This window comes from Paenibacillus sp. UNC217MF (assembly GCF_000686865.1).
In the GTDB taxonomy this organism is placed as follows: domain Bacteria; phylum Bacillota; class Bacilli; order Paenibacillales; family Paenibacillaceae; genus Paenibacillus_B; species Paenibacillus_B suaedae.
In genome coordinates, this window is the sequence record NZ_JMLT01000019.1 from 98,110 (window position 1) to 115,116 (window position 17,007).

At 55.5% G+C, this 17,007-nt stretch carries 4 protein-coding genes and 1 pseudogene; all 5 read left to right on the forward strand.

Features of this window, described 5'->3' with window-relative positions; translation table 11 throughout:
• Positions 1 to 227: 227 nt before the first annotated feature.
• Positions 228 to 3,530: a non-ribosomal peptide synthetase gene (locus BP95_RS0112060; RefSeq protein WP_028532287.1), complete on the forward strand. Its 3,303-nt coding sequence runs from the start codon at positions 228 to 230 to the stop codon at positions 3,528 to 3,530.
• On the forward strand, positions 3,520 to 5,346 hold the full coding sequence (locus BP95_RS0112065) for an ABC transporter ATP-binding protein (protein ID WP_021255905.1): 1,827 nt from the start codon (positions 3,520 to 3,522) through the stop codon (positions 5,344 to 5,346). Before BP95_RS0112060 ends, BP95_RS0112065 begins: the two co-directional genes overlap by 11 nt.
• Positions 5,343 to 7,076 (forward strand): ABC transporter ATP-binding protein, encoded by a 1,734-nt coding sequence (locus BP95_RS0112070; RefSeq protein WP_028532288.1) that lies wholly within the window; start codon positions 5,343 to 5,345, stop codon positions 7,074 to 7,076. Before BP95_RS0112065 ends, BP95_RS0112070 begins: the two co-directional genes overlap by 4 nt.
• Positions 7,077 to 7,306: 230 nt before the next feature.
• Entirely contained in the window at positions 7,307 to 12,316 is a 5,010-nt protein-coding gene (locus tag BP95_RS33865) for a non-ribosomal peptide synthetase (RefSeq protein ID WP_028532289.1), read from the forward strand.
• 17 nt (positions 12,317 to 12,333) lie between these two features.
• Positions 12,334 to 17,007 (forward strand): annotated as a pseudogene (locus BP95_RS33870) (amino acid adenylation domain-containing protein); the annotation flags it as partial.

The following is a 17,007-nucleotide window of genomic DNA, read 5'->3' on the forward strand; positions in this document are numbered from 1 at the left end:
CAGCTGAATTCAAGATTCGATGCCGAGTCCACTTCATGATTTACTTCGTGATCAAAAGCGGACTTTTTGAACAACCTCTATAAGCGCGCCTCCGCCGTCAAGCGAAAGCGGCGCGTATCCCAAGGAAGACGGCGAACAACGTCCAAGCTCATAAATGCGCAGGCCGAAAGCAAGCTTTTCGGATCTGCGCCGGGGCATGGTTTACTTCATTTTTAGGGGAGGTACGAATGAAATCTTTATTTGAAAAGGAAGAACGGTACTGGAGCGGCAAGTTTGACGCCGATGACAGCCTGAGCTTCCTTCCCTACAGTCAATCCTCCAAATTATCCGCCGACGGGGAAGCTGCGGCCGAGCTGGGCTTGCTTCACCGTACTCTGCCGAGCGAACTCTCGGAGAGAATCATTCGCCTCGCCAACGGTTCGGATTTGGCTATGTACATGATTATTTTGGCAGGAGTAAAAAGCCTGCTGTTCAAATATACCGGGCAGAACCAAGTCCTGGTCGGCATGCCTTCTTATAGCGCAGACCCCGACGGGACTCCGCCGCCGCATGACATCTTGGTGATCAAGACGGCCATAAGCCGCCAGACTACGCTGAAAACGCTGCTCGGGGGCATCAAAGCTTCCATCGGCGAGGCGCTGGAGCATCAGCATCTGCCTTTTCCAAAAATGGTGGAGCCGCTCCATCTGGACTATACGGTGGACGGCCTCCCGGTCGTCAACACCGTCGCATCTTTCGCCCCGATTCATCCGGTACCGCTGGATAACCGGGTGGCGGCCGATACGGTTTTTCGCTTCGATCGCCAAAACCACTCCATCGAGCTGGAAATAAGCTTTGACGGGCAGCGGTACGAGCGGGCATTTGTGGAACAGGCGGCCGACCATCTTGTTCGGCTACTGTCCTTGCTATTATTTCAGCCGGATCTGGAGCTTGGACAAGCCGATGTGCTGTCCCCAGACGAGAGGGAGACGCTGTTGAAGCGATTTAATGACACCGAAACCGGGTTCGAGCGGGGGAAAACGATTCATGGCTTGTTCGAAGAGCAGGCGGAGCTTTACCCGGACAACGTGGCCGCCGTCATGAACGAGCGGCAGCTGACCTACCGCGAGCTGAATGAGCGATCCAACCGCCTTGCGCGGAAGCTGCGGGAGAAGGGAGTAGAAGCGGATCAACTGGTAGCGATTCTGGCTGAACGCTCGCTCGATATGGTCGTCGGCATTCTAGCGATTCTTAAAGCGGGTGGAGCCTACGTGCCTGTCGATCCCGACTACCCGGAGGATCGCATCCGCTTCATGATCGAGGATTCGGGTGCGCCGTTATTGCTGATTCAAAAGCATCTGCACGAGAAGACCGACTTCGCAGGAACGCGCTTCGAATTGGATGATTTTGTTTGGGGCGACAGAGGGGCGGACTCCGAAGATGCACTGGACGCTTGGAACCTGGAGCCGATTTCCGGGCCGAGCAACCTGGCTTATGTCATCTACACGTCGGGAACGACCGGCAGACCGAAAGGAACGCTGATCGAGCATAAGAACGTCGTGCGCCTTCTGTTCAACGACAAGAACCTGTTCGACTTCGATCCGTCCGACACGTGGACGCTGTTCCACTCGTTCTGCTTTGATTTCTCCGTCTGGGAAATGTACGGAGCGCTGCTGTACGGAGGCAAGCTGGTCATCGTACCGCCGCTCACGGCGAAAAATCCGGCCGATTTTCTGGCGCTGCTGGGCCGCGAACAGGTCACGATTTTGAACCAGACGCCAACGTACTTCTACCAGCTGCTGCGTAAGGTCTTGGCGGACCATCCGTACGATCTGCGGATTCGCAATGTCATCTTCGGGGGCGAAGCGCTGAGTCCGCTGCTGCTCAAGGGCTTCAAGACGAAGTACCCGGAGACGAAGCTTATCAATATGTACGGCATTACCGAGACGACAGTTCACGTGACGTATAAGGAAATAACGTGGATCGAGATTGAGGCAGCGAAGAGCAATATCGGCAAGCCGATCCCGACGCTGAAGGTGTACGTCCTGGATGAAAACCGACGCCCAGTGCCGATCGGCGTAGCGGGCGAAATGTATGTAGCCGGGGAAGGCCTTGCGAGAGGATACCTGAACCGTCCGGATCTGACGGCGGAGAAGTTTGTCGATTCCCCGTTTGCGGAGGGGGAGAAACTGTACCGCTCGGGCGACTTGGCGGCTTGGCTGCCAGACGGCAACATCGAATACCTCGGCCGGATTGACCACCAGGTGAAAATCCGCGGCTACCGGATCGAGCTGGACGAAATCGAGACGCAGTTGCTGAAGATCGCCGCTGTGCAAGAAGCCAAGGTGCTAGACCGCGACGACGCGAATGGCCAAAAGCAGCTTGTCGCTTACTATGTCGCGGAAACGAGGCTGCATGAACTCAAAGAGGAGCTCGCCAAGCAGCTTCCAGGGTATATGATTCCTTCGCACCTCGTGCAGCTTTCGCGGATGCCGCTAACCCCGAACGGGAAAATCGACCGCAAAGCGCTGCCTGCGCCGGAGGAAGCCGCGGCCGGAGGAGCGGAATATGTTGCGCCGAGAACGCTGCTCGAAATGAAGATCGTCCGCGTCTGGCAGGATACGCTTGGCGTTCCGCAGGTCGGCGTAAAGGATAACTTTTTTGAGTTGGGTGGCAATTCGTTAACTCTGATGAGGCTCGTTCAAGCCGTTTACGATGAAACGGGCATTGAGATACCGCTGAACCGCCAATTCCATCATGTAACCGTTGAAGCCATGGCTTTCGGAGAGGGGGATCTGGGCCTCGATAAAGGGGGAGACTCCTTCATTAAGCTGAATAAAGCAGGAGATTTGAACGTGTTCTGCTTCCCTCCGGGTAGCGGCTTCGGCATCGGTTACCGGGAGCTCGCAAGCAGGCTCGACGGCCGATTCGTGCTTTACGGCATTGATTTTATCGACAATGCCGCTGATTACGAGACCATGCTGAACCGTTATGTGGACGAGATCGTCCGCATCCAGCCCGAAGGACCTTATGTGCTGCTCGGCTACTGCTTCGGGGGCAACCTGATGTTCGAGGTAGCCAAAACGATGGAGAAAAGAGGGTATTCCGTAACGGACGTACTCATGGTGGACTCGTGGATTAAGGACACGCTGACGCCATCAGAAACGTCAGAGAAAGAGCTTGAAGAAATGGTTGCCGATTACGACGAAGAAGAGAAAGAATTAATGAGCAACCCGCTTGTGCGGGAGCGGGTTCATCAGAAGGTCAAAGCGACTTTGGCATACGAAGCGCAGCTTATTAACTCCGGCACGATCCCGGCCCGGATTTACGAACTGATTGCGAAGGACAGCGAAGCGTTCCGCTTGGAGCACCAATTGCCGTCCTGGCGGGGGGCAACGACGCACGCTTACGCCGATTACCGGCTGGAGGGCGCGCATGAGGAATTGCTGGAACTCGCCCGCGTGGACGAAACGGCCGTTGTCATCCGGGATATCTTAGAGCAAGTCAAGCGGCAGATCGAAGCGGAGGCCGGGGTACTGCATGGAAGCTGATCGACAGCCGTCCGTTCAAGAACAAGGCACAGCGGCGCCTTCCAAGCGCCAAACCGCTTACGCCACCTGGAAAGCGTTCCGCTGGCTGATGTCCTATGTAAGCCATCACAAAGGCTGGATGATCGTCGGTACCTCGTCCGCAATTGCCGCCGCCGTTATTGAGATATGGACGGGAAGTTTGATCGAGCAGCTGACCACCCAGGCCGAGAAGGGGGCGGGGCCTCTCGTTCTGCAAATCGTATACACGGTCTTTGTGGTCATCTTGATCGGTGTACCGACGAAGTTTTTCATGAGCTTCGGCGTGGAGCGAAGCAGCGCCTCTGCGGTGCAGGATATCCGCAACCATGTCATGCGTCATATCGGCAAACTCCCGGTCTCCTATTTGGAAAAGCAGCACTCGGGCGACGTGTTGTCGCGGATCAACAACGACCTGCAGCTTATCCAGCAGTTTATGATTCGGGATCTTGCCCAGTGGTTTTATCATCCGCTATTGTTCATCGGCTGTTTCGCTTATTTGATCTACCTTCAATGGGAGCTGATGCTGTCCAGCCTGCTGTTATTTCCCGTAGCGCTACTGGTTTCCCAATGGATCGGCAAGCAGTTGGAGCAGTTGACGGAGGAAGCTCAGGCAAACATGGGCCGAATGAACGTCAACCTCCAGGATACGCTTGGGGGTATGCCTATTGTAAAAAGCTACCTGCTATCCGGCATGTTATCTCGCTCCTACCAAGTGCTGCTGCAATTGACAGCCCAAAAAAAGCTGGCCGTGAAAAAGCGTGAAGCATGGGTCAACCCGCTGCTTTCCACGCTGATGATCAGCCCGATCATTTTCGCCGTCAGTTACGGAAGCTATTTGATCTACAACGGGCAGCTAGGCGCGGGAGAGCTGATCGCCTTCCTGTACTTGCTGAATCTGTGTCTGGAGCCTCTGGAGCATATACCCGAGCTCATCACGCGGACGTTCGAAATGGCCGGTGCCCTCAGAAGGGTCTCCGAAATCGTCGAGCAGCCGACCGAAACGGAAAATGGCCGTTCGCTGCCGAAAGCGAGTACCGCCCCCATCGAGTTTCAGAACGTAACCTTCGGGTATGAGGAGAGCTCCCCGATCCTGCGGAATGTTAGCTTCACGGTGCCGGAAGGGAAGACGATCGCGCTTGTCGGAGCGAGCGGCGGAGGGAAGAGTACGGTGTTTAAACTTGTATGTGGCTTTTATCCGCTTCCGGAAGATCAGGGTGAGATCCGCGTGTTCGGCAGTCGGATCGACGGCGCCGATCCGGAGCAGCTTCGGTCACATTTTTCTGTAGTAACCCAGGATTCATATTTGTTTAGCGGCACGATCGCCGAAAATATCGGCTACGGGCGGGAAGAAGCGTCGATGGACGAGATTATCGAAGCCGCCAAAGCCGCTCAGGCGCATTCCTTCATTATGCAGCTTGAGGGTGGATACCAGACGTATGTCGGAGAACGCGGAGGCTTTTTGTCCGGCGGGCAGCGCCAGCGCATTGCAATGGCCCGGGCTTTTCTGAAGGATGCTCCCGTTCTGCTGCTGGACGAGCCAACGTCGGCTCTTGATCCAGAGTCGGAAAGCGCGGTTCAGAAAGCGCTGGGCGTATTGATGAAGCAGAGAACGACGATGGTGATTGCCCACCGGCTTTCTACAGTACAAAATGCCGACGAAATTTGGGTCATGGAACAAGGAAATATTGTGGAAAAGGGCACTCATGAACAATTGCTGGAAATGAAGGGGCTATACGCCCAGTCGTACTACCAGGAATTTACCGAGTCTGCCGAACGCAGGGAGGTGGCGTACACATGAAAAAGGGCGGATGGCTCTCGCAAGTGAAAGAACTTGGCTACTTGCTGACCTTTATGAACCGCAAGCGCAAAACCCAGTATGCCATTGGCCTGGCCGTAACGGCGCTCACCCAGACATTGTTCCTGATCGCTTTCAGTTTGATCGTACATAACTTGGTTGATTTCGCCGTGTCCCAAGATACGTCCCTGATGGTGGAAGCCTTTATTATTTTGGGCGCGGCCTTGTTCCTAGAAAATGTGATTTCTCCCTGGTTCATTTACTTATACCAGCGCAGTGTTGAGCTGACTGTGCTGAACATCCGCAAACGTCTTTATGACAAGTTGTGCCGGGTGCGGCCGAGATTCCTGGAGCAGACGCACCATGGGGACTTGCTGTCGCGGGTGAACAACGACGTAACGACCGTTGAGTTTACATTCTCGCAGGTTTACTTCGTTTTGCTGCTTCAAGTTGTTTTTTGCATCGGCTCCATTGTCTCTATGATGTTGATCGATTGGCGGTTTGCCGGCGTATCCTTCGTCATTCTGCTGCTGTCCTCCGTGGTTAGCCTGAAATTTGCACGGGATATTCGCGTCTTGTCCGAACAAGGCTTGCAAACGCTCGGTAAAATGACCGAAAAATTCAAAGATTTTATGGGCGGCATTCAAATTGTGAAGCTGTTCCGCATCCGCACGATTTACGGCCAGTACGAGGCGTTGAACGAACAGATGACGCAGACGCTTCGGCAAACCGCTCAGAAAAACGGCATGCAGGCTGCGGTGAACCATTTTATCAGCTACGTCACGTTCTGCGGCGTCATCGTCATCGGCAGTCTTCTTTATGCCTACGGACTGATGGGCATGGGAAGCGTCGCTACCCTGGCGGTTCTGCAAGTTAATCTGACGCACGCCTTGTTGGACTTGGGGATCGTTCTGTCGATGACCCAAAATTCGCTCGCGGGCGCTCACCGAATTCAAGAGGTACTAAGAGAGGAAGAGGAACCGGAGCGTTTGGGATCTCCTTACAGCGAGCTCGTCTCGGAGGCTGCGGTGGAGTTTCGCGATGTGGAATTTTCCTATCAGGCAAATAAAAAGGTGCTTGTTGACATGTCCATGCAGGTGTTTCCCGGCCAGGTCGCCGCTATCGTGGGGGCCAGTGGCAGCGGCAAAAGTACGTTGATTAAGCTGCTGCTCGGCTTTTATCCTGTGAACAGCGGAGAAATCCTGCTCCAAGGCAAACCGTTCGGCCATTACACGCTGGACGAAATCCGCAGGCAGATTGCATACGTTCCGCAGGAACCGTTCTTATTTACCGGCACGATTGAGGAAAACATTCGCTACGGCAACCCGGATGCAACGGATGAGGAAGTAATTGAAGCGGCCAAAGCGGCGTACGCTCACCATTTCATTCAGGAACTTCCTGAACAGTATAAAACGTCGGTGGGAGAGAGGGGAGCGTCTTTGTCGGGCGGACAAAGGCAGCGAATTGCGATCGCCCGGGCAATTCTCAAAAACGCCCCGATTCTGCTGCTGGACGAAGCGACTTCTGCGCTGGATAACGAATCCCAGCATTGGGTACAGCAGGCCCTGAATGTATTGATGAAGGGGCGCACCACCATTCTGATCGCGCACCGTCTCAGCACTGTGGAACATGCGGATTTGATTACCGTCATGGACCAAGGGACGGTCGTCGAGCGGGGCCGCCATCAGGACCTGCTGGCGCTCGGGGGTTATTACGCCCGGCTGTATGGCTAGACCCGCTTTGCGGCGGGCGGTTTACGACTTGCGAATGCGACAGAGTCTTTTAGTAATCCAAGGTATGACTTTATAACTGGTTTTTCCCAGAGAACGTAGACACGAAAAAGGGGGAAGAGTCCGCAGAAGCCGTTCCGGGAATGGCCTGCGTGGTTCTTCTTAAGAGTGACTAAGTGAGATCTAGGTACAAAGCCTATCTATAAGAATCTCTAAAACGGGAGTGTGTCGATGTGAGAGAGAATACCAACGGGCAGTATGAACTTACGCAAGCCCAGCGCCGAATATGGTTCATGGAAATTATGAATCCGGGAACGTCCATCACGATGCTTTCCGCGACCTACCAGATTACGGGCCAGATCGACACACAGCTTCTGGAGCAAGCTGCGGCGGAGATCGTCAAAACCTATGACGCTTTCCGAATCCGCATTAGCGGAGATTTGCAAAATCCAACGCAGTGGTTCGAAGAGCCGGAGAATGTTCAAACCAGGATAAGCCGCCTCGAAATAGGCACAACCGAACAATTCTATGCTTGGGTGAAAGAAGTAAGCGAAAAACCGGCCAGCGTGTTCGATGATCACCTCTACCAATTTACGATTATCCATTTTGCGAACGGCCAAGTATGGCTCAATTTGACGGTAAATCATATTATCGCCGACGGCTTGTCCGTCACTGCTTTACTGCATGCGGTGATGGAAAAATACCTGGAACTGCGCAAAGGCATCTCCAGCAGTTACCTGGCCCCTTCCTATCTGGATTATATTTCAGCGGAGCGTGAATATGAGCAATCGCAGCGTTATCAAAAAGGCAAGGAATACTGGCTGACGAAGTACAACACTTTGCCTGAAACAACCGGCATTAAATCGTATCCGCCATTCGCGATCGGCAGCGAATCCAATAAACGGGCCATCACTTTGGACGGTTCCCGGTATGAACGCATTCTGGCCTTTAGCGAACAATATCAGGTCAGCTTATATACGTTATTTCTGTCCGTCATGTATGCCTTGCTATACAAGTTGACCGACAGCACCGATGTTCCGGTCGGCACGGTGTTCGCCAATCGCACCAGCAAGAAGGAAAAAGAAACGATCGGCATGTTCGTCAGCACCGTGGCTACGCGGATTCATCTGAATCCAGACGGGGACGTGCTTTCCTTGATCCAAGCGGTTTCCAAGGAGAATACGGCGGATCTGCGGTATCAGAAATACCCTTATAACCAATTGATCCAGGATTTACGCGAACAACACGGCCGCAACGATCTTTCGGGACTGTTCCGCACGTCTTTGGAATATCTGCCTTTGAAAATTGTGGAGTACGAAGAAATCAAGGTACGCCTGGAGGCTCACTTCGCTAAACACGAGATGGATGATCTGCTGCTGCGCTTCGACCATATGCTGACTGCAGGTCATGTCATTCTCCATGCTTCCTATCGTACCGGCCTGTTCGAGACGGCCGAGATTGATCGGATTATGGAACAGTATGTAACCGTTCTGGACCAGTTTCTTCAGACTCCAGAACTGCTAGTACGCGAGATTTCTCTGCTGAGCGATGAGGAGAGACACCGCATTCTGGGCGTTTTTAACCCGCCGGTGTCAGGGCTGAGCGAGTGGGAAGCATTTCATCGGTATGTTGAAAAGTTTGCCCGGGAAAATCCGGATCATCCGGCAGTCGTCTACATGGACAAGCAGCTGACCTATGGCGAATTGAACGAACGCGCCGAGCGGCTGGCTTCTCTCCTTCGCGAACAGGGCGTGGGAAGGGAGACGATTACGGGGATCTGGGCGGAGCGTTCGGTGGAACTGCTGGTCGGGGTGCTCGCCGTTTGGAAAGCCGGCGGAGCCTATGTACCGCTGGATCCCGATTATCCGGCGGAGCGGATTGAATACATGCTGAGCGATAGCGGTGCATCGGTGCTGCTTACGCAGCGTCATCTGTTGGAGCGGGCCGGAGGTTGGTTGGCCGATGACCGGCTGAAACTTCAAGCTGTCAATGCCATGGACGATGAACAGATTTATAACAGGGATGCCTTAGCCGTGGAATTTGAATCTGCCGATAGTGCCCCGCAAGACTTGGCTTATGTGATTTACACCTCGGGTACGACGGGACGCCCGAAAGGCGTCATGATCGAACACGGTAGTCTCGTGAATACGGCGGATGCGTACCGTCGCGAGTATCGATTGGATCAGTTCCCGGTGCGTCTGCTGCAGCTGGCTAGCTTCTCGTTTGACGTATTCGTCGGAGACATCGCGCGGACGCTGTATAACGGAGGCACGATGGTGATTGTGCCGAAGGATGACCGGATTGACCCGAACCGCTTATACGGCTGGATTCGGGACCAAAACATTACGGTATTCGAATCGACACCAGCGCTCATCCTGCCATTCATGCAGCATATTTATGAAGAAGGGCTGGACGTTAGCTCCATGCAGTTGCTGATTACCAGCTCGGATGCTTGCAGTGTCACCGATTACCGATTGCTGCAGGAAAGATTCGGCGGACATTTCCGCATCATCAATAGCTATGGCGTTACCGAAGCGGCCATTGACAGCAGCTTTTACAGTGAGCCGCTGGATAAGCTGCCGCAGTCGGGTCATGTGCCGATCGGCAAAGCTTGGCTGAACGCCCGGTTTTACATTGTCGATGCCGCGTTAAATCCGGTTCCTGTAGGGGTTCCGGGCGAGCTTGTCATCGGCGGCGCCGGGGTGGCGCGCGGGTACTGGAACCGTCCGGACCTAACCGCCGAGAAATTTGCGGACAGCCCGTTTGTGCCGGGCGAACGTCTGTACCGTACAGGCGATTTGGCCCGCTGGCTGGAAGACGGCAACGTTGACTTCATCGGCCGGATCGACTATCAGGTGAAAATTCGTGGGTTCCGGATTGAACTCGGCGAAATTGAAACGGCCCTGCTGCGTTTCCCGGGCGTCAAGCAGGCTGTGGTGACTGACCGTACGGATGAGCAGGGGCAAAAATATTTGTGCGGCTACGTGGCGGCGGATGCTTCCTTGCAGCTGAGCGATCTGCTGTCCCAATTGAAGCAAGAGCTGCCGACCCATATGGTCCCGGCCCGTCTGGTGTCTCTTGATAAGCTTCCACTTACTCCGAACGGCAAAATTGACCGTAAAGCGCTGCCTGAACCGACCGGAGAGGTAGAAGCAGGCCGTGAGTATGTGGCTCCTCGCACAACGCTGGAAACAAGACTTGCTCTCATTTGGCAGCAGGTGCTGGGTATTGCGCGAGTTGGAGTCGAAGACGATTTCTTTGACCTGGGTGGTCATTCCTTGCGGGCCTCCACGCTGGTTTCCAAGATTCGGAAAGAGCTGCAAGTCGAGGTTCCGCTGCGGGACGTTTTCCGCTACACCACGATCGAACAGCTGGCCCAAAGAATCGGCGGTTTAAAGCAGCAGGAGGCGTATGAGATTACAAAGGCAACTGAGGCCGAGTACTATCCGGTTTCATCCGAGCAAAAGCGTCTGTACGTCCTGCGCCAGCTTGACGGGGCCGAGCGCAGCTACAATATGTCGGCGGCGCTTCTTCTCGAAGGCAAGCTGGATCGCACGCGCGTCGAGCACGCGTTCCGGGCTCTGATTCAGCGCCATGAGACGCTGCGTACCGGGATAGAGCAGGTTCATGGCGAGCTTGTGCAGCGCATCTATGACGAGGTGGAGTTTGCTGTCGATTATTTCCAGGTGGGCGAGCGGGAAGTGGACCAAGTGGTGGAAGCTTACTATTGCCCGTTTGATCTGACCAAGCCGCCACTTCTCCGTATCGGCCTAATCGAAGTCGCCGAGGATCGCCACATTCTGCTTTTCGATATGCACCATATCGTCTCGGACGGCATTTCGACAGCGCTGCTCTTCGACGAGTTCAGCCGCCTGTATCGGGGCGAGGAGCTGGCCCCGCTGCGCATTCAATACAAAGATTATGCCGTTTGGCAGCATTCCGAAGCTTACGCGCAACTGCTTCAGCCGCAGAAGGAGTACTGGCTGGAACAGTTGTCGGGCGAGCTGCCGGTCTTGGAGCTGCCGACGGACTTCCCGCGGCCAGCGGTGCAAAGCTTTGACGGCCGGACCGTGAAGTTTTATATCGGGAAAGAGCGGACGGAGAAGCTGAAGGAGCTGGCGGCACGGACCGGGACGACCCTGTACATGGTGCTGCTGTCGGCTTACTCCATCCTTATGCATAAATATTCGGGCCAGGAAGATCTGATCGTGGGAACGCCGATTGCCGGAAGAACGCAGGATGAAGTGCAGCCAATCGTAGGGATGTTTATCAACACGCTGGCCATTCGCAGCCGTCCGGAGCGTTCCAAGCCGTACCTTTCGTACCTGGAAGAAATCAAGGACATCACGCTCGGGGCTTTCGAACACCAAAATTATTTGTTCGAAGACTTGGTGGAAAGTCTTCACATTCCGCGCGCGACCGGCCGGAATCCGCTCTTTGATACGTTCTTCTCCCTGCAAAATACGGAGAACGAGCAAATTGTCATTGAGGGGCTGGAGCAATCGTTTTATCCGCTGGAAAACCAAACATCCAAGTTCGAGCTGCTCCTGGATATTTCGGAGATGGACGGTCAGCTCGAATGCCGGTTGGAGTACGCTACGGCTTTGTATAAACAGGAGACCGCGGAACGGTTCGCCAAACATTATGACAAGCTGTTAGAAACCATCGAAGCAGCTCCGGACGGGGATATTGCCTCGCTGGAAATGCTCACGGAGGAGGAAGTCCGCGAGCTGGTGCGCGGTTTCAACGATTCGGAGGCGGACTACCCGCGGCAGCAGACGATTCACGGCTTGTTCGAAGAGCAGGCGGAGCTTTACCCGGACAACGTGGCCGCCGTCATGAACGAGCGGCAGCTGACCTACCGCGAGCTGAACGAGCGATCCAACCGCCTTGCGCGGAAGCTGCGGGAGACGGGAGTAGAAGCGGACCAGCTGGTAGCGATTCTGGCCGAACGCTCGCTCGATATGGTCGTCGGCATTCTGGCGATTCTCAAAGCGGGCGGAGCCTACGTGCCTGTCGATCCCGACTACCCGGAGGAGCGCATCCGCTTCATGATCGAGGATTCGGGAGCGCCGTTATTGCTGATTCAAAAGCATCTGCACGAGAAGACCGACTTCGCAGGAACGCGCCTCGATTTGGACGATTTCGTTTGGGGTGACAGAGGGGCGGACTCCGAAGGTGCGCTGGACACTTTAAAAAAACAAACACGTCGGGAACGACCGGCAGACCGAAAGGAACGCTGATCGAGCATAAGAACGTCGTGCGCCTTCTGTTTAACGACAAGAACCTGTTCGATTTCGATCCGTCCGACACGTGGACGCTGTTCCACTCGTTCTGCTTCGATTTCTCCGTCTGGGAAATGTACGGAGCGCTGCTGTACGGAGGCAAACTGGTCATCGTACCGCCGCTCACGGCGAAAAATCCGTCCGATTTTCTGGCGCTGCTGGGCCGCGAACAGGTCACGATTTTGAACCAGACACCAACGTACTTCTACCAGCTGCTGCGTAAGGTCTTGGCGGACCATCCGTACGATCTACGGATTCGTAACGTCATCTTCGGGGGCGAAGCGTTGAGTCCACTGCTGCTCAAGGGCTTCAAGACGAAGTACCCGGAGACGAAGCTGATCAATATGTACGGTATTACCGAGACGACGGTTCACGTGACGTATAAGGAAATTACGTGGGTCGAAATGGAGGCGGCGAAGAGCAATATCGGCAAGCCGATCCCAACGCTGAGTGTGTACATCCTTGATGAAAACCGTCGTCCTGTGCCGCTCGGCGTAGCGGGCGAAATGTATGTGGCCGGGGAAGGCCTTGCGAGAGGATACCTGAACCGTCCGGATCTGACGGCGGAGAAGTTTGTCGATTCCCCGTTTGCGGAGGGGGAGAAACTGTACCGCTCGGGCGACTTGGCGGCTTGGCTGCGGGACGGCAACATCGAATACCTCGGCCGGATTGACCACCAGGTGAAAATCCGCGGCTACCGGATCGAGCTGGACGAAATCGAGACGCAGCTTCTGAACGTTGAGGGCGTGGAAGAAGCGGTGGTGATTGCCCGTCAGGACGGTGGGAGCGAGAAGGCGCTTGTCGCCTACTTTGTGGCGGACCGGACACTGACGGTCAGTGAAATGAGAACCTCACTGGCCAAGGAAATGCCGGGGTACATGATCCCGTCGTACTTCGTGCAGCTGGAGCGTATGCCGCTGACGTCCAACGGCAAAGTGGATCGCAAAGCGCTGCCGGAGCCGCAAGGCGGCTTACAAACGGGCGTCGAATTTGTAGCGCCGCGTAACCGGACGGAGTCCCAGCTTGTGAAGATCTGGGAGGAAGTGCTGGGCTTCTCCGGCATTGGAGTCCTGGACAATTTCTTCGAGCTTGGAGGCCACTCCTTGCGGGCGACGAACCTTGTCAGCAAGATTCGGAAGGAAATGAACGTCGAACTTCCGCTGCGCGATGTGTTCCGCTATATGACGGTAGAGTCGATGGCCGGGGCTATTGCCAGCTTGGAAGAAACACGGCACAGCTCGATTCCGAAAGCAGAAGAAAAAGCGTACTATCCGGTTTCCTCCGCGCAAAAAAGGCTATACGTCCTGCACCAGTTGGATGGCTCGGAGCTAAATTACAACCTCCCAAGTGTCTTACAATTGGAAGGGGCTTTGAACGAGGCCAAAGTGGAAAAGGCGCTGACTACTTTGGTGGCCCGGCACGATATGCTGCGCACCGGTTTTGAAATTGTGAATGGGGAGCCGGTTCAGCGTATTCATCCACGTGTAGCTTTCAAGGTCGAGAAGCTTCAAGCAAGTGAAGATCAGGTTGCGGCCATTCTTGAAGGCTTCATTCAGCCTTTTGACTTGACCCAGCCGCCTTTGCTGCGTGCCCTGCTGATCGAACTGGAGAAAGAGAAATTCCTGCTTGCACTGGATATTCATCATATTGGTTCCGATGGCCTTTCCATGGACGTGCTGCTGCATGAATTCGTGCGGCTTTACAATGGGGAAGAATTGCCGGAGCTGCGGATTCAATACAAGGATTACGCCGTTTGGCAGCAATCCGAGGAACAGCGCCAGCGTATCAAACAGCAGGAGGAATACTGGCGAGGGGTATTCAACTCCGAGCTTCCGGTTCTTGAGTTGCCTCTCGACTTCTCCCGCCCGGCCGTCCAGCAGTTTGACGGGCGAACGCTCACGTTTACGCTGGATGCAGAGAAAAGCGATGCTCTCAAACGGCTTGCCGGCGATTCGGGGGCGACACTGTATATGCTTCTGCTGGCTGCATACTCCGTATTGCTTCATAAATACGCGGGACAGGAAGATATCGTGGTCGGCACTCCGATTGCCGCCCGTTCTCACGCCGACCTGCAGCCGATTATCGGCATGTTCGTCAATACGCTGGCCCTTCGCTTGGGTCCGGCGGCGGAGCAGACGTTCCTGGATTACTTGCAGGAAGTGAAGGAAACGACGCTTGGAGCCTACGAGCACCAGGACTATCCGTTTGAGGAGCTGGTGGAAGCTCTTCAGGTGAGCCGGGATTTAAGCCGGAATCCGCTGTTTGACACCATGTTTTCTTTGCAAAAGCACGAAAGCTTGGATTTAACCCTGGAAGGCTTGCAATGGTCGCTGTTCGACATTGAGGAAAAGACGGCAAAGTTTGATCTTAGCTTTGATATCGTGGAAGCCGATAACGAGCTGGTTTGCAAGATCGAGTACGCTACCTCGTTGTTTAGACAGGAAACGATGGTACGGCTGGCGGGTCATTACGAGCAGCTTTTGGTGTCGATCCTGGCTCAGCCGGGTGCGCGGATTTCGGATTTAGATATATTGACGGACAGCGAAAAGCATAATTTGCTGGTCGGGTTTGACGTGTCGTCTTCGGCTCTTGCAAAGCAATCCCCTGCAGAGGGTACAGGTTTGGAGGCGGATGAGTCGTGGAGAGAGAGGACGTTCCACGAGCTGTTCGAGGAGCAGGCGGAGTGCACTCCGGGAGCGCTGGCGGTTGTCTACGAAGACAGCAAGCTGACGTATGCGGAGCTTAACGCCAAAGCGAATCGTCTGGCGTATGCACTGCGGGCGCGCGGGGTGAAGCCGGAGCAGGTGGTCGGCATTCTGGCCGGCCGTTCGGCGGAGCTGTTGATCGGGGTGCTCGCCGTATGGAAAGCGGGCGGCGCTTATGTGCCACTTGATCCGGACTATCCGGCGGAGCGGATCGAGTATATGCTCACGGACAGCGGGGCGTCGGTTCTGCTCACGCAGACCCGCCTGCTGGAGCAGGCGGAAGTTTGGCGCAGCGACGAAGCTCTAGCACTGCAAACGGTGCTTGCACTTGACGACGCTGCGACGTACAGTCTCGGAGCGGTGGAAGTGGCTGTGGGCATACAAGCTTTGGGCGAAGCAGGCGCAGAGGCGGAGGCTTTGGCGCAAGCGGAAACGGCTTCTGCCGAAACGTCCGCCACGGCAGAAGCCGAGCAGAACGTACTGGCGTCGGATCTCGCATCGAATCCGGCGAATGTGAACAAGCCGCGCGATTTGGCTTACGTCATCTACACCTCCGGTACGACTGGCCGTCCGAAGGGCGTGGCGGTGGAACACCGCAGCCTGGTGAACACGGCGGCGGGCTACCGGCGGGACTACCGCCTGGATCAGTTCCCGATCCGGCTGCTGCAACTCGCCAGCTTCTCGTTCGACGTGTTCGTCGGCGACATTGCGCGGACGCTCTACAACGGTGGCACCATGGTCATCGTGCCGAAGGACGACCGGATTGATCCAACCCGCCTCTACGCCTGGATTCGCGACTACGCCGTGACGGTGTTCGAATCGACTCCGGCGCTGATCGTGCCGTTCATGGAGCATGTGTATGCCGAGGGTCTGGATCTCAGCTCGATGCAGTTGCTGCTCACAAGCTCGGATGCGTGCAGCGTAGCGGATTACCGCATCTTGCAGGAGCGCTTCGGATCGCAGTTCCGTATTATTAACAGCTACGGCGTAACGGAAGCGGCGATTGACTCCAGCTTCTATGACGAGCCGCTGGAGAAGCTGCCGAAGACGGGCAGCGTGCCGATCGGGAAAGCGTGGCTGAACGCCAAGTTCTACATCGTGGATGCGAGTCTGAAGCCGGTGCCGATCGGGGTGTTGGGCGAGCTGGTTATCGGCGGAGCGGGTGTAGCCCGCGGTTACTTGAACCGCCCGGATTTGACGGCGGAGAAATTCGTAGACAGCCCGTTCGCTGCAGGGGAGCGGCTGTACCGGACGGGCGACCTGGCGCGCTGGATGCCGGACGGCAACGTGGACTTCATCGGTCGGATCGACAACCAGGTAAAAATTCGCGGCTATCGGATTGAGACGGGCGAAGTCGAAGCGAAGATGCTGAGTGTAGGTGGCGTGAAGGAAGCGGTCGTTGTCGTCAGGGAAGATCAAGAAGGTCAGAAAGCTTTGTGCGCTTATTATACAGCGGAAGAAGGCTTGACGGCGGCAGACCTGAAGCGTGCGATTGCCAGCGAGCTGCCGGGGTACATGATCCCGTCGTACTTTATGGAGCTAGAGTGCCTGCCTCTGACGCCGAACGGGAAAATCGATCGGAAGGCGCTGCCGGCGCCGGAAGGGGGAGCAAGCGCAGGCCGCGAATACGTGGCGCCGCGCACCGAACTGGAGGCGAAGCTGGCCGCCATTTGGCAGGATGTGCTTGTTCGGGAGAAGGCGGTAGGCGTAACAGACAACTTCTTTGACCTCGGCGGACACTCCCTGCGGGCGACGACGCTTGTCAGCAAAATGCATAAGGAGCTAGGCGTTGAATTCCCGCTTCGCGACGTATTCCGCTACTCGACGGTTGAGGAAATGGCCGCGGCTATGGAGCGACTGGAGATCGGATCGTTCACGGCTATTCCGGCTGCGGAACCTAGCGAGTATTATCCGCTCTCTTCCGCTCAGAAACGTCTCTATATC

Excerpts from the sequence above, each read along its gene's own strand:
- BP95_RS0112065 (WP_021255905.1), top strand. The coding sequence starts at position 3,520 with ATGGAAGCTGATCGACAGCCGTCCGTTCAAGAACAAGGCACAGCGGCG.
- BP95_RS0112060 (WP_028532287.1), top strand. The coding sequence starts at position 228 with ATGAAATCTTTATTTGAAAAGGAAGAACGGTACTGGAGCGGCAAGTTT.
- BP95_RS0112070 (WP_028532288.1), top strand. The coding sequence starts at position 5,343 with ATGAAAAAGGGCGGATGGCTCTCGCAAGTGAAAGAACTTGGCTACTTG.